The following is a 23,537-nucleotide window of genomic DNA, read 5'->3' on the forward strand; positions in this document are numbered from 1 at the left end:
ATTGAATAAGTTTACTACCGTATAAAATACACTGCAAGTCGTACTATTATTTTGAAGAATTGAGATTCTAATTTTACCGGTCTGTTATTACACCAGTATAGAAAATTCTCTATACTGGTGTAACCTTTTTGTACAATCCTGCGTTATAATTAATAGAAAAACATCCTGAGGGAAATATGGATAATTTTACTGCTTGATATTTTAAGATGTATTGGTGGTGTTAAACAGGAATATTTTTGATTTTTTGCGGAAACCGGATTTAAAGAAAATTTTAATGCTAAAAAAGACATAAATCCTCTTTATTTTATATTATACACCCTGTAGTTTTTTCTGTTTTCACGCTGCATGATGTATTGCTGAACTCATCTCTTGATTATCGGATGGATATGTTTTACAGAGGTATGGAATTCGATAGGTTAATTGAGTATTCCGCAAGTTTTTTTGAAAAAGAGATTGACGAAGCGAAAAAACAGTAAAGATTTTTATTGAAGTATTTGATAAACTTAAAATATCATAAAATTTAAAGAGATACCGTAAATAGAGATTAATTGCACAAAATGGATATGAAAATTGAAATAATAATAGACTATATTAAAGGGAGGTCAAAAGATGAACCCTTTTCAAGTAAATTGCAGTGAATTAATTGCAGATTTTGGTATTCATGATGACAAAGAAGTACGAAATATTCTTAATCTGTTGGTTTCAGAATATGATATTGAAATATATTTTGAAATTGAAGCATTAAGGGAAGAGGGATTTTTCTTTAATGAGAATAGATGTTTTAATGTTTTAGTAGATGATATAACGTTTAATGTCAGTATAAGTAGCTTTGAACATTATGATGAAATTTGGGTTGTAAAGTGTAATGACAAAGGAAATTTAGGAAAGATAATTGAAAGCATTGGGAAATATCAAATTCAAAGATATGGTAAAATAGAATTTGTTGCTTCAAGTTCCATAGCCAAGAAATTAATAAGTGAAATACTTACTGTGCACCATGTTATTTGCAATCCAAAGATTTTATTGAGACAATAAACTTTGATGAAGTCTTTGATTTCAGTATAATAATTGGAAATGATAAATATGTGACTACACTTTGCTATGGTTCTAATGGGTATGGTGATACATTGGGATGGTATTTTGACGCGGAAGACTTTGACCAAAAGACTTTTCCTTTTTATGAATGGGCTGAGAGAAATTATAATGCTAAAATCAGGTCGTTTGGTGGTGGAAGTCCGGATATATATATGAATTATAAAGAGAATCCTGAAAAAGAAGGATTGAAGAAAAAGCTATGATACTATCGGTAACACCAACAAATAAATGTGATAAGGAAAATCGCTGCGAATATTGTTATTTGTCTCAGAAGACAGAAGAGGCATCCTTTGAACAATTATATCAAAAAATGTCTGAGTTGCTTGAGATTCATAAGCCAAGCATAGTAACTTTTGCTTATAATAAGGGATTCTCGCCTGATTTGTTCGGGAAATTGCTTGAAAGAGCGCATAGACAGGCTGAGGTATCTGTTACTTTGCAGACAGATTGTATTATGGTTTTTGAGAGTATTATTAAAGATATTGATTATGTAGCATTGTCACTAAATACTTCTAATCTTAATGAAGTAGATATAGAATCAATTACAAATGAATTAAGAAGAAAGAAAAACATAAAAATAGGGATAAACTTTTTGTTAAATGAACTACCAACCTTAAGGGATATAATTGCCTTCTTTAAAAATCAGCAAGATTGCTTTGAACAATTTCATTTTTTAATTCCAAAAAAGTATTGTATACCTTATGAGCTAGAAGATGCCATTAATATAATAAAGATTATGAAAATGATGTTCCCTGGTAAAGTTTTTGTTGATGAATGCTTAAAAACTATTATTACAAATACTCCATGCAGTAGAAATGGAAATTTGCTAAGTTTAAATGCTGATGCATCAGTTACTATGTGTTCGTTTGCAGATAATGATGATGAGAGAATAATAGTAGAAAGATGCACGTATTTGTTAACATCTTGATTTTCGCAAGCATAGTGAATTACCTTGCAGAATCAATACTGAATTGCCTAAATTTATTTTTAACATTCTAGTCATAATAGAAAAATGAAAAATTAATGGACGATATCAGTTAAAAGAAAGAGGCTTTCGAAAGTTTGTATTTACTAATCCTGTGATTATGAAACAAGTCGTAAAAGACTTATAGTATAGCGCTTTTTTGTTTTATACCTGTGGTGTAAATAAAAGATAAATAATATTTCCTTGAATTGCTAATTAGTATGATATAATAAGAGGTAAGTTTTGGCGATTCAATGTTTAAACAAATTTAAATCCTTTATAAAAATTATTAAGACACGGTGAATGGTAGAAACGATTGTAGAATTCTATTTGTCAGTTTTGCTTTTAGGTTGATATTTGGAATATATTGATTCCAGGTCATGGATAATTGATCAGGTTGGTATAAAAGAAAAAAGTATATGAAATTTGATTTGTGAAGAGGTATTTATGATTTACCGAGCTGAGCCATACACGCTGATGATATTTAATGCAGATAATGGTATTACTGCCGCAATTTCCGGCAATGAGCTATATAGCTTAAAAGAATATTTAAAAACCGGGATTCAAAATGAGTTTATATCCAGATTAATTAACCTTGGATTAATATCTTCTGATATGTCGGAATATGAAACAGAAAAATTGCTTGATGAGATTGATAGGACAGAAAAAGTCAAGGCACCTTTAAGATCTTTTGCTGTTCCGGAATCTATACATATTGATATAACTGCAGTTTGTCCGCTGAAATGCACGCAATGCTATAAAAGCAACTCACAGAATGTTGAAATGTCTTTTGAAAAGTTCTCATGTTTAATAGAACAGGCAAAAAACTTGGGCGTATTTCAAATAGCTTTAGGTGGTGGTGAACCTTTAGTTGTTAAAGGTTTGGCAAAATTCGTAAAAAAGGTAACATCCTGCGGAATGGCATGTACAATAACATCAAGTGGTTATGGTCTGACAGTGGAACTGCTTGAGCAACTGAAAAAGTCCGGTGTTAATCATATACAGATATCTCTGAACGGCTCTACAAAAGAAATTAATTCACGCTCTCGCGATGGGTTTGATGAGGCAATTTCAGCGTTGAATATACTGGCAGAAAGTAGTGTGCCATTCGGAATAAACTGGGTTGCGAGAATGGATAATGTATATGATTTTGAAAATGTTGTTGCTTATGTGAAAAGCCTAAAGGCTGATAATATCAATATTTTGCGGTATAAACAATCGGTCAGGGAGGATTATTGGAAGAATGTACTGAACAAAGATGCTTTTAACTATCTTGTGACTACCATTAAAAAGGTTAAAGGAATAAAAATAAAGATTGATTCTGCCTTCTCCAATATTCTGTGTCAACTTTACGGAAATCAGGTTAATTCTGTCAACTGTGGATGTGGGGCTGGACGCAGATTTATGATGATAGACCCTTGGGGAAGATTTAAACCATGCAGTCATCTGAGTTTGGTTTCGGAAGAACAAGATATACAAAAGTACTGGATAAATTCACCGGACCTTGAAAATCTCAGGCAAGGAGAGGAATTTATTCAAGGCGACTGTAAAAAATGCTCCTATTTAATGGCCTGCCGCGGTTGCAGGGCAATTTGTGAACAAATATACAATGACATAAATGCAGGAGATAATAACTGCCCTGTATTTATTGAGAAGGGGAGGATTTAATTGTTTACTTATTGGAAAGGATATGAAATTGATGGCTCATCTACAACTTATAATATTGTTATTCCTCAACGGGAATTAATGGTTGAAGTTTTGCAATATATAATGAGTCTTAAGATTATCGACCGTAACGAAAATATCAACATTTCATACGCAGAAACTGGTGATAATTTATCAAAAAATGTAGTAAGAAAGGATAATATTTATAAATTTGAAGAATGGGGAAAGATATTGGAGATAATAAGAAATCCATCTATACTGGATTTCCATATTAATATATATTGTGTACATCCCGATAAGCTTTTTCCTCAGATTCGAAAAGAAATATATAGCTTGTCGAGAACTCGCCCTGGTGCTGAAAACAAAGCATATAGCTATAAAAAACCAACAATTAGTCCTTTTTACTATGCCCCGAATTTTGAAATATGGATTGATGTTTCATTTCATGATCATAAAAAAACTGTGGAAGATTATAAGCCTGAAGGATTGATGTTTAATGAAAAGGCACTTGTTGATAATTTGAGAAACAAACATTTAACGATTAAATTGGGATGCGGACCTGGTTTTATATATGAATATGCAGCTTTCATTATGTCAAAGATAGCAGAACGTTTTCCCGAAGTTGGAATTGATGGTGGAATAGATTGCGCCGGAGGTTTTATCGACGGATGTACATATTCATGTAATTTATATGATTTCGAAAGGATAACACTTACAACAGAGAATCTTGCTCAAACAATAATACAAATATTTGAAAAACTTGAGATTAAACCGATGAGGCGAGTAGGAAAATACGGTTGGGAACATGAAGAGTGTTCAACTCTTGTGTTATATAACTTATTTGATGTTGACAGGTGGCAAAATGAGTATATTGGTGAGAAAGCCAAGATAATTAAAAATATTTCCGGCGGAAAGCAAGAGTATACTCCGGAGGAATATGAGCAATTTGTAAAAAAAATCTCAGAAGTTGAGTTGTTTAATAGTATAGACTTTACTTATTATTGTACTTGCTGCGTTAAAATTAAAGATGAGCTTTGTGCTTTGACTTGTATAAAAGAAGAGGGAAGAATATGGCTGGAGTTTAGAGTGATTTCAGAAATTAGGGAGGAGTTTGAAAAAGAGCTAATATCTTGTGGGATATCTATTAGATAATCCGTAATAGAGTATTGAATGAAAAAGTTTACGAATCAACAAAAATTTATAGATTAAAAACTTTGACTATAAGTAAAAAAGAAAGAATTGAAAAATGAAAATGGAGAGAGTATGGTATACAACGTTTTGTCCGTTTTTATCGGTTTATTCTTAACACCGGTGATGCTGATATGGTTTTGGAAAAACAAGCCTTTATGCCTGATTGAATGGATAATAAATTTTTTGCTGGTGGGCTTATTTATTGTGTATATGTACTTTGCAGGGCTTTGGGCATATATTACGGGGTACTATGCAAAGTATTTGGTTATAATTTTATTTGCTGTAATATCGTTTTTAACATTCATCAAAGCAAGGCGTTTGAAATTTTTATGTACAACTTCTGTTGCGACTAAATTTAGCTTTGGATGCAAGATATTTATTGTATTTATTTTCTTACTTATAAATGTGAGTATTATCTTTTCTTTTCGAAATAAAGAAAAGGATATTGTAAATCTTTCATTTCCTTTTAAAGACGGTATATATTATATAGCTCATGGAGGGAATAACACAATTTTAAATTATCATAATTCAAGAGATTATATGAAGTATGCTCTGGATATTGTAAAGCTTGATAAATTTGGGTTTAGAGCAAAGGGAGTTTTTCCGAGAGAACTTGAAAAGTATAATATATTTGAGGAGGAGGTCTATAGTCCTTGCAGCGGTACGGTAATAGAAGCAGTTGACGGGATGGAAGATTATCCTCCAGGTGTATATATGCTAAACAAAAGTATGGCTCGCCCCAATTATATTGTAATTCAAAGTGGAGATTTGAAAGTGTTGATGTCACATTTTCAAAAGGATTCAATTAAAGTGAAACCAGGAGATACAGTTAAAGAAGGTCAGTTAATTGGAAAAGTTGGAGATTCGGGATTGTCATTTGAACCTCATCAGCATATACAAGTAACGAAAGATGGACATGGTGTTAAATTTATGTAAACGGCAGGTATTTAAAAAGAAATGACAAAATAAAAATATACAATTAATTATAAAATATACATACGGACAGTTGCTTCAAAAAGTTATAGTTTTTCTGTAAAATTAAATATAATGTTAATAGGAGAACTATACAATAAGCAATAGAAACCCATTTTTTATTATATAGTTCTCCTATTTTTTTAGAGTATCTATGCCTTGTCTTTTGGTTTTGTAATATAGAATTTCTTTTCGTTTAATTTATCTTCCACTATCCTTAAAGCTTCCCCAAATCTTTGGAAGTGCACAATTTCTCTTGCCCTTAAAAACTTCAAAGGTTCAATGACATCAGGGTCGTCGGCAAGGTTAATAAGATTTTCGTAGGTGGCTCTCGCCTTTTGTTCTGCCGCCAGGTCTTCATACAAATCGGCAATAGGGTCGCCTTTTGATTGCAGATATGCCGCTGTAAACGGAACGCCGGATGCACTTACCGGATAAACTGCGTGGTCATGGTCGGAGTAATAAGCTCCAAGGCCTTCTTTTTCAAGTATATCGGCTGGAACACCTTTTGTAAGCTGATGAACTATAGAACCTATAATTTCAAGGTGAGCCAGTTCTTCAGTTCCTATATCGTTAAGTATTGCACGGGCTTCATTGGTAGGCATGCTGAATCTTTGACTTAAATATCTTAATGATGCAGCCAATTCCCCATCCGGTCCTCCATATTGAGTTATTATATATTTTGCCATTCTCGGATTGGGGTTTTTAATTTTTACAGGATATTCTAACTTTTTTTCATAAACCCACATTTTAAGACCTCCTGAAATTATACTGATTTGTTATTTTTCCCAAGGCCAGTCACCTTGCACCCATTGCCATGGGAATTTGCTTGGTGTCAGTTGAGCGATAATAGGTCCATACAATCTTTCGTATTCCTGTCTTAACGTTAATGATCTTTGAACACTATAGTTATATAGAGCTATAGCGTTTTGGTCACAAGGATGTGTGTCGAGGTAAAGCATTAAATCGGTAACTGTAAAATCAGCAGCCATTACTTCTTTTAATAAGTTTTCCTGATTTTGATCCATAATTACACCTCCTAAGCATCAACCGTATATTCAGGATCTGCACCGTAGGGTCTGTCAAGTTCCGGGAAAATAGTACCTGCGGATAATCCTTTCATTGGCGGATAAATACATACAAGTTGCTGAAATGGAACGTAAGCATGAGCAAGCTTGGGTGTCGGCATAACTGCAGGCATTGTTTTGCATATATCGGATTTGCCCTTAGTACCGTCATGCAAATTTGGATTCATAATCTCAAGACTCCTTCCAAATAGTTGTTTCTTAACATAATATTCATAACATAATATTCAAAAAAAAAAACAAAGGTTCTTAACTTGCAAAACTAAAAGTATTTGCAATTTTAAAATTAATTTGAATATGTATAATAAAAGTAGCAATTATTAATTTTTATTGTTATGAAAAGTCCATAATTATATAAAGGTGGAGAGAAAATGAAAAAGCTGAAACTGTCCCTGTGCCAGATGAAAGTGGTAGACGACAAGGATGCCAATATTTCAAAGGCTGTTGAAATGATTTATAAATCATCCAAAAATAATGCCGATGTGGTTGCGCTGCCGGAAATGTTCAACTGCCCGTATGATAACAGTAAGTTTCATAGTTATGCCGAGGATTTGGAAAACGGAGAAACAATACAGGCAATTAGAAAAGCGGCAAAGGATTTGAATATTTGCGTTATTGCCGGATCAATTCCCGAAAGGTCAGAAGGCAAGGTATACAATACCTGTGTTGTGATTGACAGTAAAGGCAATATTATAGGGAGGCACAGGAAAGTACACCTGTTTGATGTCAATATTCCGGGTAAAATAGTATTTAGAGAATCGGATACACTATGTCCCGGAAAGGATATTACGGTTGTGGACCCGGGAATTTGCAAAATAGGGATTGCAATATGCTATGATGTGAGATTTCCGGAAATGTTTAGACTAATGGCGTTAATGGGGGCACAAATAGTAGTGATTCCGGCCAATTTTAATATGACTACGGGACCTCTTCATTGGGAACTTTTAATGAGAGCAAGAGCTGTTGACAACCAAATTTTTATTGCAGCAGTATCTTCGGCAAGGGATGAAAAAGCTCATTATGTGGCTTACGGAAACTCAATGGTTGCTGATCCCTTTGGTAATGTACTGGGACGTTTGGAAGCGGAAGAGGATATTCTGCTTGTTGACCTGGACCTGTCTGAAATAAATAGAATAAGAAATGAATTGCCGCTTTTAGAGCATAGGAGAGAAGATATTTATGAAGCTTATCAAACTGAAAAAGATACAAATTAAATGTTTAAAATATTTTAGAGCATGGAAAAATAATAATCGAATTAATTTTTATAAGGCTAATTGTATAATTACTCCGATAAGCCGAAAAGAAATATTATTTAAATTCAATCTTTACAGTTGCCAATCATTGTGTTAAAATGTTTTAGGTAATGTAAACCATTTGCTCAGTTCAAGGTACTCCGGCCTTTTACTTAGCTAATGGCGATTAAAATAAAAGGAGGATTTTTTAATGCAAAAGGAAAAAAAACAAGAAATAATTTCTGCTTATCAATTACATGAAGGTGACACCGGTTCACCTGAAGTTCAGATTGCTCTTTTGACAGAAAGAATTAATCATTTAACTGAACATCTTAAAATTCATAAAAAAGACCATCACTCAAGAAGAGGACTTTTCAAGATGGTTGGTCAGAGAAGAGGTTTGTTGAACTATCTTCAAAAAGTTGATATCAATAGATATCGTACTATTATCGAGAAATTAAATATAAGAAAATAAAGATGAGCGGAGTAGTCCGCTCATTCTTTTAATGGTTTGTGTGATGTGTTGAAAGAAAAGCTAAAGGTAATGCCATGTAAATTTATTATATAAAGGTAATCGATTACCTTTATTTTTTAGAGTAAAAATATGAATAAAATACATAATACATAATTTATATTCGCGATAAATACAATGTATTTTATTGTGGAATAATAAGAATTAATTCAAATCTTATGCAAAAAGGACTGCAGACGGTAGAAGGTAGATTGTGCAGCAAATATAAATTGATATTCTTTTGCTGTAGAATCTACGTCCTACAGTCTGTGGTCAAGATAAGAGGAGGAAAAAATATGCAAAAGAGTTTCAGCATGGAATTAGCTGGACGTACTTTAACAATAGAGACTGGAAAGCTTGCCCAATTGGCTAATGGAGCGGTATTGGTGAGATATGGTGATACAGTTATATTATCTACTGCAACTGCTTCTGAAAAGCCTAGAGAGGGGATAGATTTTTTTCCGTTAAGTGTTGACTACGAGGAGAGATTGTATTCCGTTGGAAAGATTCCCGGTGGTTTTATAAAAAGGGAGGGTAAACCATCGGAAAAGGCTATTCTGACATCCAGAGTGATTGACAGACCGTTAAGACCGTTATTTCCAAAAGATTTGAGAAATGATGTTTCTATAGTAAGTACAGTTTTGTCTGTGGATCAGGACAATTCACCTGAAGTTGCTGCGTTATTGGGAGCATCCATTGCGTTGGCCATTTCCGATATTCCGTTTAATGGTCCTGTTGGCGGAGTTATATTGGGGCTTATTGACGGACAGGTAATAATTAATCCTGATGCAAAACAGCGTGAAAAAAGCCAGATGTATGTTACTCTTGCGGCAACAAGAGAAAAGATTGTTATGATTGAAGCCGGTGCTAACGAAGTGCCAGATGAAGTTATGCTTGAAGCCATTAAAGTAGGGCATGAGGAAATAAAGAAAATATGTGATTTTATAGATAGTATTGTAAAAGAAGTAGGTAAGCCGAAATTTCAGTATGAATCAGCTGAAGTACCCAATGAAATTTTTGAGGCTGTAAAAGATTATGCCTATTTAAAAATGCGGGAAGCTGTTTTGGCGGTGGACAAGCAGATTAGGGATGATAATATAGCAAAACTTACTGAGGAAACAAAAGCGTATTTTGCAGAAAATCATCCTGAACTTGCAGAAACTTATCCTGAAATAGAAATTCGTATTGACGAAGCTTTATACAAATTGGAGAAAAAAGTTGTAAGAGAGTATATATTAAAAGAGGGAAAAAGGGTCGATGGCAGAAGATTGGATGAAATAAGACCTCTTTCGGCAGAAGTCGGCATTTTGCCCAGAGTTCACGGATCCGGATTATTTCAGAGAGGGCAGACACAAATTCTTACAGTACTTACCCTTGGTGCCCTTGGTGATGTACAAATTTTGGATGGAATAGAGCTGGAAGAGACAAAAAGATATATGCATCATTACAATTTCCCTGGTTATAGTGTAGGAGAAGCCAAACCTTCAAGAGGACCCGGAAGAAGGGAGATTGGCCATGGTGCATTGGCAGAAAGAGCTTTAGAACCGGTTATACCTCCTCAGGAGGAGTTCCCCTATACCATAAGACTTGTTTCCGAAGTATTGATGTCAAACGGTTCGACATCACAGGGAAGTGTATGTGCGAGTACTTTAGCTCTTATGGATGCAGGGGTACCTATTAAAAGGCCGGTAGCAGGAATTTCGGCAGGTTTGGTAACGGATGAAGAGAACCCTGACAATTTTGTGACCTTTGTCGATATACAGGGAATAGAGGATTTCTTTGGAGATATGGACTTTAAAGTTGCTGGTACTAAAGAAGGAATTACGGCTATACAAGTAGATATAAAAATTGACGGACTTACTTATGAAATAATTGAACAGGCCTTTGAAATTACAAGAAAAGGTAGATTGCAAATTATTGATGATGTTATTTTAAAAGTTATTTCAGAACCGAGAAAAGAAATGTCAAAATATGCACCTAAAATCATTACTACATGTATAAATCCGGAGAAGATAAGAGATGTTATCGGACCGGGCGGAAAGATGATAAATAAGATAATTTCGGATACAGGCGTAAAGATTGACATTGAAGATGACGGAAAAGTGTTTATTGCTAGTTCTGATACCCAATCGGCTCAAAGGGCTTTGATGATGATTGAAGGAATTGCAAAGGATGTTGAACCTGGACAGATATATTTGGGCAAAGTAATGCGCATTACCAGCTTTGGAGCTTTTGTGGAATTTTTGCCTGGCAAGGAAGGACTAGTTCATATATCAAAGCTTGACAAAAAGAGAGTTGAAAAGGTTGAAGATGTTGTTAACGTCGGAGATGAGATACTTGTAAAGGTTATAGATGTTGATAAGCAGGGCAGGATTAACCTTTCGAGAAAAGATGCTATGGAAGATTCTACAGAAGACAGTAATTAACAATATTTCTCTATATTCGATTCGGAGGTTTTATGATAAATCGTATAACGTTGGAAAATGGCGTTAGAATTATTTGTGAGAAGATACCTCATGTAAGATCGGTGTCGGTGGGTATATGGGTAGGAGCTGGCTCAAGAAATGAGAAGAAGGAAATTAACGGTATATCTCACTTTATAGAACACATGCTTTTTAAAGGTACAAAAAAAAGAAGCGCAAAGGAAATTGCCGAAAGTATCGATAGTATAGGAGGGCAAATTAACGCTTTTACAGGAAAGGAATGCACCTGCTATTATACTAAAACTTTGGATACACATATTGATATTGCTATAGATGTATTGGCAGACATGTTCTTTAATTCCGTTTTTTCTGCAAAAGACATTGATATTGAACGAAAAGTAGTTTTGGAAGAAATAAGCATGTATGAGGACTCGCCGGAGGATCTGGTACATGATTATTTATCGGAAACGGTATGGGAAAATGATGCTATAGGAATGCCTATTCTTGGTACCTATGAATCTCTTCATAATATTGAACGGGATACAATAGTGAAATATATAAGTGAACACTATCTTCCCGAAAATACTGTTATAGCAGTGGCTGGCAATTTTGATGATAATGTACTGATAGATATAGTGAAAAAGAATTTTGGTAGTTGGTATTCGGACAGAAAACCTGTAAAGCAATTTGAAAAAGCAGAGTTTAAAGTCAATAACAAGATTAAGCAGAAAGATATTGAGCAAGTACACATATGCTTAGGTTTTGAAGGTATCGAACACGGCAATGATGATTTATACTCGCTGCTTGCATTAAATAATGTTTTTGGCGGCGGTATGAGCTCGAGGTTATTTCAAAAAATTAGAGAGGAAAGGGGATTGGTTTACTCCATTTACTCATACCCCTCTTCCTATTGTAATGCGGGTCTTTTTACCATTTATGCAGGAATGAATCCCGAGCATAAAGACACATTTTTTAAACTTGTAATGGAGGAAATTGAAATTCTCATAAAACATGGAATATCCGAGGAAGAATTGGCAAAATCAAAAGAACAACTAAAAGGAAGTTATATTTTAGGTTTGGAGAGTACAAGCAGCAGAATGAACAGTCTTGGAAAATCGGAATTAATGCTCGGAAAGGTGTATACACCTGAGGAAGTTCTAAAGAAAATTGATGCAGTAAATAATGAAAAAGTTCGGGAAATTATTGAAAAAGTTTTTCAAATGAATAAGATGAGTATTGCAGTTGTTGGAAATATAAATCAAAATATTGATCTTTCAAAATACATATAATAAAAAATTATAGCGAATTTTGTAAAGAAGAGGAGCTTTTCACTATAGAGGTGAGAGCTCTTTTTTTATGTTCTGAAAAGCCATGGATTTCATTGAAATAGTTTTATTGTAAAGTTTTTACCGAATAGACTCCGGCAATTTACTGGATAGGTTAAAGTAGGCAATTGTTATATTCGGTTACGTCCGTATTTATATATTTGTACAAACAGACAAGCACTTTAGATTTACAAAAAACATAAGATATACCAGTCACCATAAATTGTTATATACTTTGGAAATTGTGTTTGGGTCTTTTTTACTATTTTCTAATAGAAGGGAGGAATAGCGATAATGACAAATAAAAAGTTTACGGTTTTAGGCGGCGATTTGAGAAGCGTAAAACTTGCAAACTTAATTTCAGCAGATGGCAACAAGGTTAACATATATGGTTTTAAGAATGCTGGTTTTGAGTTGGGATTGGAAGAAAGTCCGAACCTTGAACTGGCAATAAACCAATCCGACATTGTAATTGGACCTTTGCCTTGTTCTAATGATAATGAGATTATTAATGCACCCTTTTGCCCCGACAAAATTTACATAAAAGATGTATTTAAAGCTATGACTAAAAACCAGATATTTATTGCAGGAAGAATAAGCAAAAAGATTCAGCATGCTGCTTCGGTATATAGTGTTTATTCTGTTGATTTGCTTGACAGGGAAGAAATGGCTGTGTTAAATGCCGTACCGACAGCAGAAGGTGCTATTCAGATAGCTATGGAAGAAATGCCTATAACTCTCCATAACTCCAATGTGCTTATTTTAGGTTTTGGAAGAATAGGAAAAATTCTTGCGAAAATGCTTTTAGGTATAGGATCAAATGTTTATGTTGCAGCCAGAAAATATTCAGATTTGGCTTGGATAAAAGGTTATGGCTATAATGCTGTTCATATAAATGAAATCGGAAATAGCCTGGAAAACATGGATGTTATTTTTAATACAATTCCCCATGTAATTCTCGATATTAATATGCTACAAAAAGTAAAAAAGGACAGTCTGATAATTGATTTGGCATCAAAACCTGGCGGAGTGGATTTTGAAAAGGCAAAAGATATGGGAATAAAGACAATTTGGGCACTTTCATTACCTGGAAAAGTTGCTCCGGTTACAGCAGCGGAATTTATGAAAGACACTATCTACAATATTATAAATGAGTTGGGGGTATAGAGAATGCAATTGGATGGTGTTAAAATCGGATTTGCACTTACAGGATCTTTTTGTACAATCGGCAAAGTAATTCCGGAAATTGAAAAACTGATTAGTGCCGGAGCTGAAGTTATTCCTGTAATATCATATTCTGTTGACAAATTCGATACAAGATTTGGTACGGCAAAAGATTTGAGACTGAAACTAGAAGGTATTACAGGGAAAAAGATTATCGATTCAATAGTTGATGCGGAACCGTTCGGCCCGAAATCGTTGGTTGATGTGGTCGTTGTAGCGCCTTGTACAGGGAATACTTTGGCAAAGATTGCAATGGGGATAACTGATACACCGGTGACTATGGCATGCAAAGCTCATTTGAGGAATCAAAAACCTTTGGTAATAGCAATATCTACAAATGACGGTTTGGGTGCTAATGCTAAGAATATTGGCCTGCTTCTTAATACAAAAAATGTATATATGGTCCCGTTTGGACAGGATGGACCCGATACCAAGCCTAATTCGCTTGTAGCTGATGAAAAACTTATTATTCCTACGATAGAAAATGCTTTGAAGGGTAAGCAGATTCAACCGATACTCATTAAGTATTGATTTTATAAAATAAAAAAGAATATTTATGAAATGTTATGTTATTTATATTTTTCAAATCCATATAAATCTTATATCATTTAAATCATAAAAATATTAATATTGTCTTTATATTTAAATCTCTTGTATAATCATACAAGAGATTTTTATCTTTAGTATATTACATAAAATAAACTAAAATTACAATAAATATCAAAAACTTACTTTTTTATAAGAAATGTATAAAATTCAATAGAATTTTTATAAAAGTTCATAAAATCATCATAAATTGTGAATTGGGTGCTTGAGAATCCTAAATAAACATGTTAAAATAAGTATTAGTTAAATAAATTAACATTATCTTGTATTTTTAAGAGGAAATATAACCTGGGTTTAATTGTTGTCTTTATTCAAATGAATATTTTTGACTTCACAAAGAATAAACTTTAGTATACAATAAAATTACAAGTGATTTTGACTTCTTTGTAGAGTTTATTCGCAGTATATATTGCACTATCTACTTATAACCATTGTTTAAACTATCTTTTTTGTAGTATCCAGGACAATTTAACCAAGTTCGGTTAGAAAATTTAATACTATTTGGGGGTTTAAAATGGTAGGATTAGATACTAGAGGAATTGATGAAATACTTTTGGAGATGGGTGTCATAAAAATTACTGACTTAAAGAAAGCGTGGGACATCCAGCGCGAAAGTAAAAGAAATATTGAAGATATTATTGTGGAATTAGGTCTTGCGTCTCCAAAAGATATCATGAGAGCAAATGCTACTAAAATGGGCATAGAATTTATAGATCTGTCTACCGAAGGAGTCAAGGATACAACTATTCAAAATCTTATAACAAAGAACATTGCACATCGATATAAAGTTTTACCCGTTGAAAAAGATAATAATGTTTTAACTGTTGCGATGAAAGATCCTACTGATATCTTCTCAATAGATGACATTCGTCTTGCAACAGGTCTTGAAATTAAGCCTGTGCTTGCCGACAGCAAAGAACTTGAAAAGTTAATTGTTCAGTTTTATGGAGAAGAACTGAGAGTTAAGGATCCTAAACCGGAACTTGGAATAGATGAGGAAGAACAAGAAAATAGGATAAAAGAAAAAGAAAATATGTTGCTCGATAGCAGCACATATAATTCAATTAAACAGGAAGTTGAATTGCCGGATTTGGGCTTGAACAATATATCAAATATTCCTTTAGACAATTTCAGTAGTAAAACTTATCCTGAAAATAACGGTATGTTTAAAGACAAAATAGGCAATTTGCTTGTTAAAGCCGGAGTTATAACCCAGGAACAATTGGAAAGGGCTTTGGCTATTCAATCTAAAAGTGGTGGACTTATAGGAAAAATTTTAGTCAAAGAAGGTTATATTAATACAAAATCTCTTTATGAATTTTTGGAAAAACAAATGGGTGTTCAATATGTCGATTTGGACAGTATTGAATTTGATGAAGAAGCAATTAAGCTGGTTACTTACAATATAGCAAGAATGCATAAAGTAATTCCAATAAGCAAATCCGATTCAACACTTAAAGTTGCTATGAGCGATCCAATGAACATTTTTTCAATAGATGACTTGAGGCTTACTACAGGTATGGAGATTGTTCCATGCCTTGCAGAGGATGAACTGATTGATAAATATCTTGATGTTTATTATAACAAATCCAGTAAAAATGAAGTTTTTGCCGAAAAGAAACTTGCAGAGCTGGATGAAGAAATAAAGAAGGTTAATGAAAAAATTGCAGTAGAGATTAAGGAAGCTGAAGAGGAAGAAGAAGCGGTTGATATATCGAATCTTGAAAATGCACCTATTGTAAAAATGGTAAACATTATATTCCAAAAAGCAATAGCAAGCAGAGCAAGTGATATTCATATTGACCCCCAGGAAGACAATGTTTTAATCCGATTTAGAATTGACGGACAACTGGTTGAAATTATGAGACATGATATAAAGATTATGCCTTCCATGTCTGCAAGAATAAAGATTATAAGTGGTTTGAATATAGCAGAAAAAAGGGTTCCCCAGGATGGTAGAATATCCCTTAATGTGGAAGGTAAAACTTATGATCTGCGTGTGTCTGTATTGCCTACAATGTTTGGTGAAAAGATAGTAATGAGAATTGCCGATAAAGATGGATTCAATGTAAAGAAGGAAGATTTAGGATTTTTTGAAGATGACTTGGTTAAGTTTAACAATATTATTTCTCATCCCCATGGGATTGTACTAGTAACCGGTCCTACAGGAAGCGGTAAATCCACAACTCTGTATACTGCATTGAGAGAGCTTTGTAAGCCTAATGTAAATATACTTACTGTAGAAGATCCGGTAGAAATGACTATAAAAGGCGTAAACCAGGTACAAGTTAATACTAAAGCGGGAATGACTTTTGCAGCTGCATTAAGGGCGTTCCTAAGACAAGACCCTGACATAATAATGGTTGGAGAGATTCGTGACGGTGAAACTGCTGAAATAGCTACAAGGTCAGCTATTACCGGGCACCTTGTTTTCAGTACATTACACACTAATGACGCAGCAAGTTCAATTACCAGAATGATAGATATGGGTATAGAACCTTTCTTAATTTCGTCATCGGTTGTAGGGGTTTTGGCCCAAAGACTTGTCCGTAGATTGTGTCCAAAATGTAAGGAAGTTGCGGAGATAGACGATTTTGCCAGGGAGGTCCTGGAACTGTCTGAAGGTGAGGAAGTTACCATATACAAGGCAAAGGGCTGCCCTGAATGTAATAACATCGGATATAAAGGCCGAATAGCTGTATATGAAATAATGGAAATAGATAAAGAGATAAGACAATTAATTGCTAAAAATGCGACTTCTGATACTATAAAAGAAGTTGCTATAAAAAACGGAATGAAAACCTTGAGAATGAATTGTGCGAGATTAGTGAAGAATGGCGTAACTACGATTGATGAAATGCTTAAAATAGCATTTTCAAAAGATTAGATGAGAGGATGTAATGTATGGATCTTAATGCGATTCTGACAAAAGCGGTAAATGCGGGCGCATCAGACCTTCATATTTGTGCGGGTGTACCACCGGTAATCAGACTACATGGTGATTTGATTAATCTTGATGAGCCAATACTTACACCCCATGACTGTGTAGAATTGGCAAAACAGTGTTTGAACAGCAGATTATATGAAACCTTTTTGGAAGAGGGAGAAGTGGATTCGTCCTACTCTCTTCCAGGAGTGGCACGTTTCAGGGTAAACGTGTTTAAACAGAGAGGTACGTGTGCAATAGCTTTTAGAACAATTCCTCAAGAAATACCTAAAATTGAGGATTTAGGCTTGCCGGGGTTAGTTTATGATCTTTCTTTGAAGCAAAGAGGTCTTATACTTATAACAGGACCTACAGGACATGGTAAATCCACAACTCTTGCTGCTATGATAAATTACATAAACAGTAAGAGAAGATGTCATATTGTGACAATTGAAGATCCTATAGAGTTTCTTCACAGACATAATAAGAGTGTTATAAATCAAAGAGAAATAGGTGCAGATACCAAGAACTATGCCAATTCATTGAGGGCTGTACTGAGAGAAGACCCTGATGTTATTCTAATAGGTGAGATGCGTGACCAGGAAACCATAGCCACAGCATTAACTGCTGCCGAGACCGGTCACCTTGTACTGTCAACCTTACATACTATAGGTGCTGCAAAGACTATAGACAGAATTATTGACGTTTTCCCACCTTACCAGCAGGCTCAGATAAGGACTCAGCTTTCGACAGTTTTGCAGGGAATTATATCTCAACAGTTGATAAGACGTGCTGATAACAAAGGTCGTGTTCTTGCTACAGAAACTATGATTTGGACACCTGCTATAGCCAATTTGATTCGTGAATCTCGTACTCACCAAATCAATACATGTATACAAACCGGATCTCAATTTGGAATGTATACCATGGATATGTGTCTGGCGGAACTTTATAAACAAGAGCTTATCGATTATGAAAGTGCATGTCAGTATTCGGTTGACATGGATAATTTAAGAAAATTAATTTCAATGTAAAAAAAGTACTAGTATTTTTGTCCAATATGTTGTAAAATATAATTAATTAAAGAATTTTAGGTTTTGTTGCACATATTTAGAAGAATCAGATTTGTTTTTATTATTTGATTTTCTTGGAGTTTATATTATTTGGGAGGTTATGAATGGCATAAACATTATGTTTTAGTTATTAATAACTTTTGAGCATTTCTTCCTAAATATTTATTTTCCAAGAAGATAGAATCTATATTGTATATTTCATGTATCATTTCGATGTTGTAATCAAAGCTAAGCATATATATTTTCGATTATTCTTCAGATTTCGACAAATAGATTAATTTTGGGGTAAGTCAAATGCAGTTGATTGCTTGGGGGTTTGAAAAATGCCGGTATACAGCTACAAGGTTAAAACTGAAACAGGAAAAGTGTATTCAGGTGAAACTAAGATTGATAGCGTAGAAGAACTACGGAGGCTGCTTGAAGAGAAAGGTTATACTCCTATTGAAATAGTGGAGAAAAATGTTTTTACCGATATAAGTACAATAAGCTTATTCAAACAGAGAGTTAAAATTAAGGATTTGGCGATATTTTGTAGACAGTTTGCCATTATACTTCAAGCGGGTGTGCCAATTGCTACATGCTTGGATGTTTTAAAGCAGCAATCTACAAATAAGACTTTGAAAGAATGTTTAAATGATATATATGATGACATTCAAAAGGGTATATCATTGTCAAATTCTATGAAAAAACATGAAAATATTTTTCCGGAACTTATGATATGCATGGTTGAAGCCGGAGAAGTAAGCGGACAGCTGGATATTGTTTTCGAAAGGCTTGCAAGGCAGTACGAAAATCAAAATGCTATTAATTCAAAAATAAAAAGTGCACTTACATACCCTGCTATTGTGGGTGTAATAGCAGTAGCGGTAATAGTTGTTTTAATGTTGTTTGTTGTTCCTAAATTTGTGGAGATACTTGAACAATTTAATACTCCTTTGCCGATATTTACAAAAATACTTATTGCAATAAGTGATTTCTTTGTTGATTTCTGGTGGGCCTTACTTGGAGGCGTAATTGCTCTAATAGTTGGTATTAAATTATTTTCAAAATCTGAAACTGGAAAAATGTTTATTGGAAATTTAGCCATCAAGCTTCCTGTAATAAAGGGTGTAACCAAAAACATTATAACATCGAGATTTGCGCGTACATTGGGGACTCTTATGTCTAGCGGTGTTCTTCTTATCCAATCTATGGAGGTTGTGCAGAAAATACTTAATAATGCTGTTATTATGAAAAAATTTGATGTAGTTATTGACGAGATAAAAAAGGGAAAAGGACTTACCCAGCCACTAATAGGATGTAAATATTTTCCGCCTCTCCTCATTTCAATGATAAGAATAGGTGAGGAATCGGGAAGTCTTGATTTTACGTTGGAGAAAGCATCCGATTTTTATGACCAGGAGGTTGAAACGTCAATCCAACAGTTAATGGCATTTATTGAACCGCTTATAACTATTGTTTTAGCAGTAGTAGTCGCTTTTGTTGTACTAAGTGTTCTTGTTCCGATGTTAAGTATTTATCAAAATGCTGAATTTTAGAGTTTTGCTTATAGCAGTATCTTATTCCAAAAAAGGTTTGGGGGGGGATTTCAAATTATAGCTTTTATGGAATAAGGTAGTGCAAGATAAGCAATGTAATAAAAAGAAATATAAAAAGTAAAATTATAGGAGGGTTAAGTATGAAAAAAATGTTAAAGAACAAAAAAGGTTTTTCACTTGTTGAGCTTTTGATTGTTATAGCTATTATGGGTGTTTTAGCTGTTATTGCATTCAGCATGTTCTCCGGTGTTGTTGCAAACAGCAGAAAGAAAGCGGATTATACTCAGGCTGGTAATATTCAAAAAGCCCTTGTTGCTTACATGGTTGACACTGGTGATGCTCCTTTGAAATATCTTAAAAATGATGATACTCCAATTAGACCTGGTGAATCAGAATGGTATGACGTAGTATTGGCACTTCAACAAGATCAAGTGGTTGACGGTCAACCTTATAAAGCACCTTTAAATTCAAAAAGTGGTTCTGAACCATCAACAGTAGAATTTAAGCCTCAATGGTCTGGACATGGTGGATATAATATAGAAGTTTTTACAGATAAGATGAATGCAGTGGTTAAACCTGTTGCTTCAAGTACTAAATTAAAAGTTTATGCTGAAGATGGAAGCGAATTAAATTCTGGTGCTGATGTTTATAAAGACTAATTAATAATACTTTTATATCTGGTCGGCTTTATGCCGACCAGAGAAAGTTTAGGTGATTGGATATGCTTATAAAAAACAAAAAAGGGATTTCTTTAACTGAAGTTTTGGTTGCCCTTGCATTGGTAGGGATAGTTTCTCCTTTAATTTTTACAATTTTTGTTTTTGGGTTGGAAGATTATTCTACAACAACTAAATATCTTAATCAGCAATATTCTGTTATGGAGGTAATAAGATACATAAGGCAAGATATTGAAGCGGCAAAAAAGGTAACATATTTGTATACCGAAGAAGCCGAAGGACCTGAAATTAAGGAAATTATATTTGAGTTTCCGAATGGGGATTTGAGGATGTGGAAATTTGAGGCTTTAGGTGATGATGGAGATTCTTTTAAGGGGTTAAGACTTAAGTCTGTTCCTAAAGGCAAATATACATTGGATGATGAAAAATACGAAATCACTGATAGTTCAATTGAATATCAAAATATAATAGATAAGCTTGATTTATCACAGAGTGGGTTTGAAATAAAAAGTGAGTCTGCAACTCCTTCAAAATTAATACTTACTATTAGGCCGGAAAGATTAAATAAAACAAGGTATAGAGGAAGGAATGTTAATGAGAATATAATTACAGAGTTTTCTGTTCGATATAAAATAAATGAAAAATTATTAATTGAGTAAAAAATTTGTTGAGGGGGATTAGCGTGAAAGATATAAATTTATTACCGGAAGATATAAAATCGGCGTCAGCCTATGCACCGGGGAAACCTGATTCTAATGCGGGTACTGTGTTTAAAGTAATAGGAGTTTTATTATTTATGGGTATATTTATAATAGCTTCTCTTGTAGCACCTAAAATTTATATTAAAAAGTTAGAAGCTGATCTTAGTAGTATTGAAAAATATATGGAAGATTCTAAGTTTGATGAAGTTAAAAAAGTTAATGCAGATATAGATGCTATTAAAGGTGTTATAGCATCAAAGAATGACGTTATGGAAACTGTTGATAAAAATATTTATCCGATAAATGAGGTTCTTATTATTGTTAATAATTCGCTTCCTAGAGGAACTACTCTTAATGGAATAGACTATAAGAACAATAAGATAAAGCTTACTGGCTATACCAATGATATTTTAGCTATAGCTGAGTTGGTTGCAAAGATAAATAGGTTGGATTCCGTCCAAATAGCAAGTGATATTACAGTTGATCAGACAAATAAGTTTAATTTGGATTTGGTAGTTGGCGGAAAGGAAGGTAAATAAAATATGAATAAGAAGACCAGAGATACCCTTATTCTTATTTTTTTGTTTATCGTGCTGTATGGATTAGTTTATTATAATTTTGTTTTAGTTGATGCCATGAAGGAGATAAATTCGGTACAGGAAAAGATTGAAGCTGCTGAAAAGAAGAAAAAGGCATTGGAAGATGATCTTAAAAATATAGAGGTCTTAAAGAGAAATCTTGAAATGAAAAATACTCAAAATGAAAGACTGGAAGAGTATTTAATGAGTGCTGCAAACATAACTGATAATATTGAGTATGTTGATAAACTGGCAAAACTTTTTGAAAGTGGTTTTGAGAAGGTAAAAATCGGAAAACCAAAAGAGTTAAAATCGCAAGGCAGCAGTACAAAATATTATGAATTTGGAATTAATTTAACTACAAGCATGACTTATAGTCAAATTTTAAATCTAATTGATTATGTTGAAGGTGGATCTAGGAAAGTTAAGGTAGCAGCTTTTAAGATGAAACCTAAAGAAGAAAAAGATAAGAGTGCAGTTCAGATTGCTGCAGGAGAAGCAGTTTATGATGTCAGTATGACAGTTAATATGTATTCTCTTAATTTAAGTGATATTGATAAAGTATATGAATATAGCCGTAAGAGATTTAACAGATTTGAAGAAGGTGAAGGATTAACATTTGTTCCATCAATAAATGAACCTGGTACTGTAAATACTTCAGTTAGTGTTGATCCGGGGTATAAGGATAGTGTTTTAAGTCAAATTGCAAAAAATTCAAAGAGGACTGATATTGATATAAGGTTAGGAAGTTTTCTATTTGCGGGACAGAACTTTGAAATTAAGGGTGTAGGTAATAAACTTCCTATAAATTTCAGACAAAAGGATAGAGCATCTGTAAAAATAACGTTTAGCGGCGATAATTATCATGTTTCAGTAGATGGCGGCGTAGGTGATGCTTATAATCTCAGAGGAAAAACAGAGTACGATACAATAAATATGTATGTTGGAGCTAACTTTCCCACTGATGTTATAGAGAATAAGAATCTTGGTGCAGATATTCAAATTATAAATGATTCCGGAAAAAGAGTTGATATAAATTTAGTTGATAAAGTTAATCGTATAAGAATTCTTGATCGAAATGGCAATGTTATTTTGAAAAAGAGTGATTTAGAAAAAGTTTATATAATTTAGGTGATTGTTATGAAACGGCTGCTCAGAAGTGAAAAAGGATTGACATTTATTGAAGTATTAATTGCCCTTTCTATAATGGGGCTATTGTCAGTACCTATTATGATGATGTTTATGAATGCTCAAATGTATGCAAGAAAGGTAGATAAACAGACTGAAATAAATGCCGTTACAAGGACAGTTAAAGAATTGGTTTCGGAAGGCCTTAATAAAGATGCTCCTTTATCAAGTCTGACTGGAGAAATAATTGATATTGATGGAGAAGATGCAGAAGATGGAGAAGATAGTGAAGCTGATGAGGGCGAAGAAGTAAGCGATGGATTTAAATCAATTATAAGATATGCAATTAAATCTAATACTACAGTTACAACACCTTATCTAAAAATAGAGGATTCAATAGAGGATTCCGGAAATAAAATTAGTGATAAATATACCTATACAGTAACTTATGATCCGGCGAAATATTATGATTCAAATTATAAAGGAGTATATAATGTCTTGATAAAAATATATGAAAAGGAGAGCAAGAATAAAGTTAATGAATTAAAGGTATCTGTATATATAGATAATTTGTATGCGGAAAAGAAAACTGATAGTGAAGATTCAGAGTCAGATTAAGAGTA

General features: G+C 33.6%; 23 protein-coding genes. 20 read left to right on the forward strand and 3 right to left on the reverse strand.

What is annotated here, in order from left to right:
- Positions 1 to 609 precede the first annotated feature (609 nt).
- From CLOCL_RS06755 to CLOCL_RS06780, 6 genes are all read left to right on the forward strand, one after another.
- Positions 610 to 1,035: a hypothetical protein gene (locus CLOCL_RS06755; RefSeq protein ID WP_014254640.1), complete on the forward strand. Its 426-nt coding sequence runs from the start codon at positions 610 to 612 to the stop codon at positions 1,033 to 1,035.
- A gap of 50 nt (positions 1,036 to 1,085) precedes the next feature.
- A complete protein-coding gene (locus tag CLOCL_RS06760) occupies positions 1,086 to 1,298 on the forward strand; it encodes a hypothetical protein (RefSeq protein WP_169313378.1) in 213 nt (70 codons plus the stop codon).
- Positions 1,295 to 2,023 carry a hypothetical protein gene (locus tag CLOCL_RS06765; RefSeq protein WP_014254642.1) on the forward strand — a complete coding sequence of 243 codons (729 nt, stop codon included), beginning with the start codon at positions 1,295 to 1,297 and terminating at the stop codon, positions 2,021 to 2,023. Before CLOCL_RS06760 ends, CLOCL_RS06765 begins: the two co-directional genes overlap by 4 nt.
- A 483-nt stretch (positions 2,024 to 2,506) precedes the next feature.
- On the forward strand, positions 2,507 to 3,727 hold the full coding sequence (locus CLOCL_RS06770; protein WP_014254643.1) for a radical SAM/SPASM domain-containing protein: 1,221 nt from the start codon (positions 2,507 to 2,509) through the stop codon (positions 3,725 to 3,727).
- Positions 3,728 to 4,876: a hypothetical protein gene (locus CLOCL_RS06775; RefSeq protein WP_014254644.1), complete on the forward strand. Its 1,149-nt coding sequence runs from the start codon at positions 3,728 to 3,730 to the stop codon at positions 4,874 to 4,876.
- Between the two features lie 111 nt (positions 4,877 to 4,987).
- Positions 4,988 to 5,851: a M23 family metallopeptidase gene (locus CLOCL_RS06780; RefSeq protein WP_014254645.1), complete on the forward strand. Its 864-nt coding sequence runs from the start codon at positions 4,988 to 4,990 to the stop codon at positions 5,849 to 5,851.
- 188 nt (positions 5,852 to 6,039) lie between these two features.
- On the opposite strand, the gene CLOCL_RS06785 is transcribed toward CLOCL_RS06780, so the two are convergent.
- From CLOCL_RS06785 to CLOCL_RS06795, 3 genes are read right to left on the reverse strand one after another with little or no spacing between them, the layout of a single operon-like run.
- A complete protein-coding gene (locus CLOCL_RS06785; protein WP_014254646.1) occupies positions 6,040 to 6,636 on the reverse strand; it encodes a manganese catalase family protein in 597 nt (198 codons plus the stop codon).
- A 30-nt stretch (positions 6,637 to 6,666) separates the two neighbouring features.
- On the reverse strand, positions 6,667 to 6,915 hold the full coding sequence (locus tag CLOCL_RS06790; protein ID WP_014254647.1) for a spore coat protein CotJB: 249 nt from the start codon (positions 6,913 to 6,915) through the stop codon (positions 6,667 to 6,669).
- A gap of 11 nt (positions 6,916 to 6,926) precedes the next feature.
- On the reverse strand, positions 6,927 to 7,088 hold the full coding sequence (locus CLOCL_RS06795; protein ID WP_476691461.1) for a spore coat associated protein CotJA: 162 nt from the start codon (positions 7,086 to 7,088) through the stop codon (positions 6,927 to 6,929).
- 255 nt (positions 7,089 to 7,343) lie between these two features.
- On the opposite strand from CLOCL_RS06795, the gene CLOCL_RS06800 reads away from it, so the two are divergent.
- The 14 genes from CLOCL_RS06800 to CLOCL_RS06865 all read left to right on the forward strand — a co-directional run bounded on the left by CLOCL_RS06800 (position 7,344) and on the right by CLOCL_RS06865 (position 23,532).
- Positions 7,344 to 8,186: a carbon-nitrogen hydrolase family protein gene (locus CLOCL_RS06800; RefSeq protein ID WP_014254649.1), complete on the forward strand. Its 843-nt coding sequence runs from the start codon at positions 7,344 to 7,346 to the stop codon at positions 8,184 to 8,186.
- Positions 8,187 to 8,415: 229 nt separating this feature from the next.
- Positions 8,416 to 8,679: a 30S ribosomal protein S15 gene (gene rpsO / locus CLOCL_RS06805; protein WP_014254650.1), complete on the forward strand. Its 264-nt coding sequence runs from the start codon at positions 8,416 to 8,418 to the stop codon at positions 8,677 to 8,679.
- Positions 8,680 to 9,011: 332 nt separating this feature from the next.
- The gene (locus tag CLOCL_RS06810) at positions 9,012 to 11,141 is read left to right on the forward strand and encodes a polyribonucleotide nucleotidyltransferase (protein WP_014254651.1); all 2,130 of its coding nucleotides are present in this window, start codon (positions 9,012 to 9,014) and stop codon (positions 11,139 to 11,141) included.
- A 32-nt stretch (positions 11,142 to 11,173) separates the two neighbouring features.
- Entirely contained in the window at positions 11,174 to 12,427 is a 1,254-nt protein-coding gene (locus CLOCL_RS06815) for a M16 family metallopeptidase (RefSeq protein ID WP_014254652.1), read from the forward strand.
- Positions 12,428 to 12,757: 330 nt separating this feature from the next.
- On the forward strand, positions 12,758 to 13,630 hold the full coding sequence (gene dpsA / locus CLOCL_RS06820) for a dipicolinate synthase subunit DpsA (RefSeq protein ID WP_014254653.1): 873 nt from the start codon (positions 12,758 to 12,760) through the stop codon (positions 13,628 to 13,630).
- A gap of 3 nt (positions 13,631 to 13,633) precedes the next feature.
- Positions 13,634 to 14,218 carry a dipicolinate synthase subunit B gene (locus CLOCL_RS06825; protein ID WP_014254654.1) on the forward strand — a complete coding sequence of 195 codons (585 nt, stop codon included), beginning with the start codon at positions 13,634 to 13,636 and terminating at the stop codon, positions 14,216 to 14,218.
- A gap of 589 nt (positions 14,219 to 14,807) precedes the next feature.
- Positions 14,808 to 17,180, forward strand: coding sequence for a type II/IV secretion system protein (locus CLOCL_RS06830; RefSeq protein WP_014254655.1), 2,373 nt, complete (start codon positions 14,808 to 14,810; stop codon positions 17,178 to 17,180).
- A gap of 17 nt (positions 17,181 to 17,197) precedes the next feature.
- Positions 17,198 to 18,253: a type IV pilus twitching motility protein PilT gene (locus tag CLOCL_RS06835; RefSeq protein WP_014254656.1), complete on the forward strand. Its 1,056-nt coding sequence runs from the start codon at positions 17,198 to 17,200 to the stop codon at positions 18,251 to 18,253.
- A gap of 362 nt (positions 18,254 to 18,615) precedes the next feature.
- Positions 18,616 to 19,830: a type II secretion system F family protein gene (locus tag CLOCL_RS06840; RefSeq protein WP_014254657.1), complete on the forward strand. Its 1,215-nt coding sequence runs from the start codon at positions 18,616 to 18,618 to the stop codon at positions 19,828 to 19,830.
- A 140-nt stretch (positions 19,831 to 19,970) separates the two neighbouring features.
- Entirely contained in the window at positions 19,971 to 20,489 is a 519-nt protein-coding gene (locus tag CLOCL_RS06845) for a type II secretion system protein (RefSeq protein WP_014254658.1), read from the forward strand.
- A 62-nt stretch (positions 20,490 to 20,551) separates the two neighbouring features.
- The gene (locus CLOCL_RS06850) at positions 20,552 to 21,166 is read left to right on the forward strand and encodes a PulJ/GspJ family protein (RefSeq protein WP_014254659.1); all 615 of its coding nucleotides are present in this window, start codon (positions 20,552 to 20,554) and stop codon (positions 21,164 to 21,166) included.
- Positions 21,167 to 21,189: 23 nt separating this feature from the next.
- Positions 21,190 to 21,747 (forward strand): PilN domain-containing protein, encoded by a 558-nt coding sequence (locus CLOCL_RS06855; protein WP_014254660.1) that lies wholly within the window; start codon positions 21,190 to 21,192, stop codon positions 21,745 to 21,747.
- Between the two features lie 3 nt (positions 21,748 to 21,750).
- Positions 21,751 to 22,917, forward strand: coding sequence for a hypothetical protein (locus CLOCL_RS06860; RefSeq protein ID WP_014254661.1), 1,167 nt, complete (start codon positions 21,751 to 21,753; stop codon positions 22,915 to 22,917).
- Positions 22,918 to 22,926: 9 nt separating this feature from the next.
- On the forward strand, positions 22,927 to 23,532 hold the full coding sequence (locus CLOCL_RS06865) for a type II secretion system protein (RefSeq protein WP_014254662.1): 606 nt from the start codon (positions 22,927 to 22,929) through the stop codon (positions 23,530 to 23,532).
- The last annotated feature ends 5 nt before the right edge of the window (positions 23,533 to 23,537 follow it).

The sequence above is a fragment of the Acetivibrio clariflavus DSM 19732 genome (assembly GCF_000237085.1).
Classification (GTDB): Bacteria; Bacillota; Clostridia; order Acetivibrionales; family Acetivibrionaceae; genus Acetivibrio; species Acetivibrio clariflavus.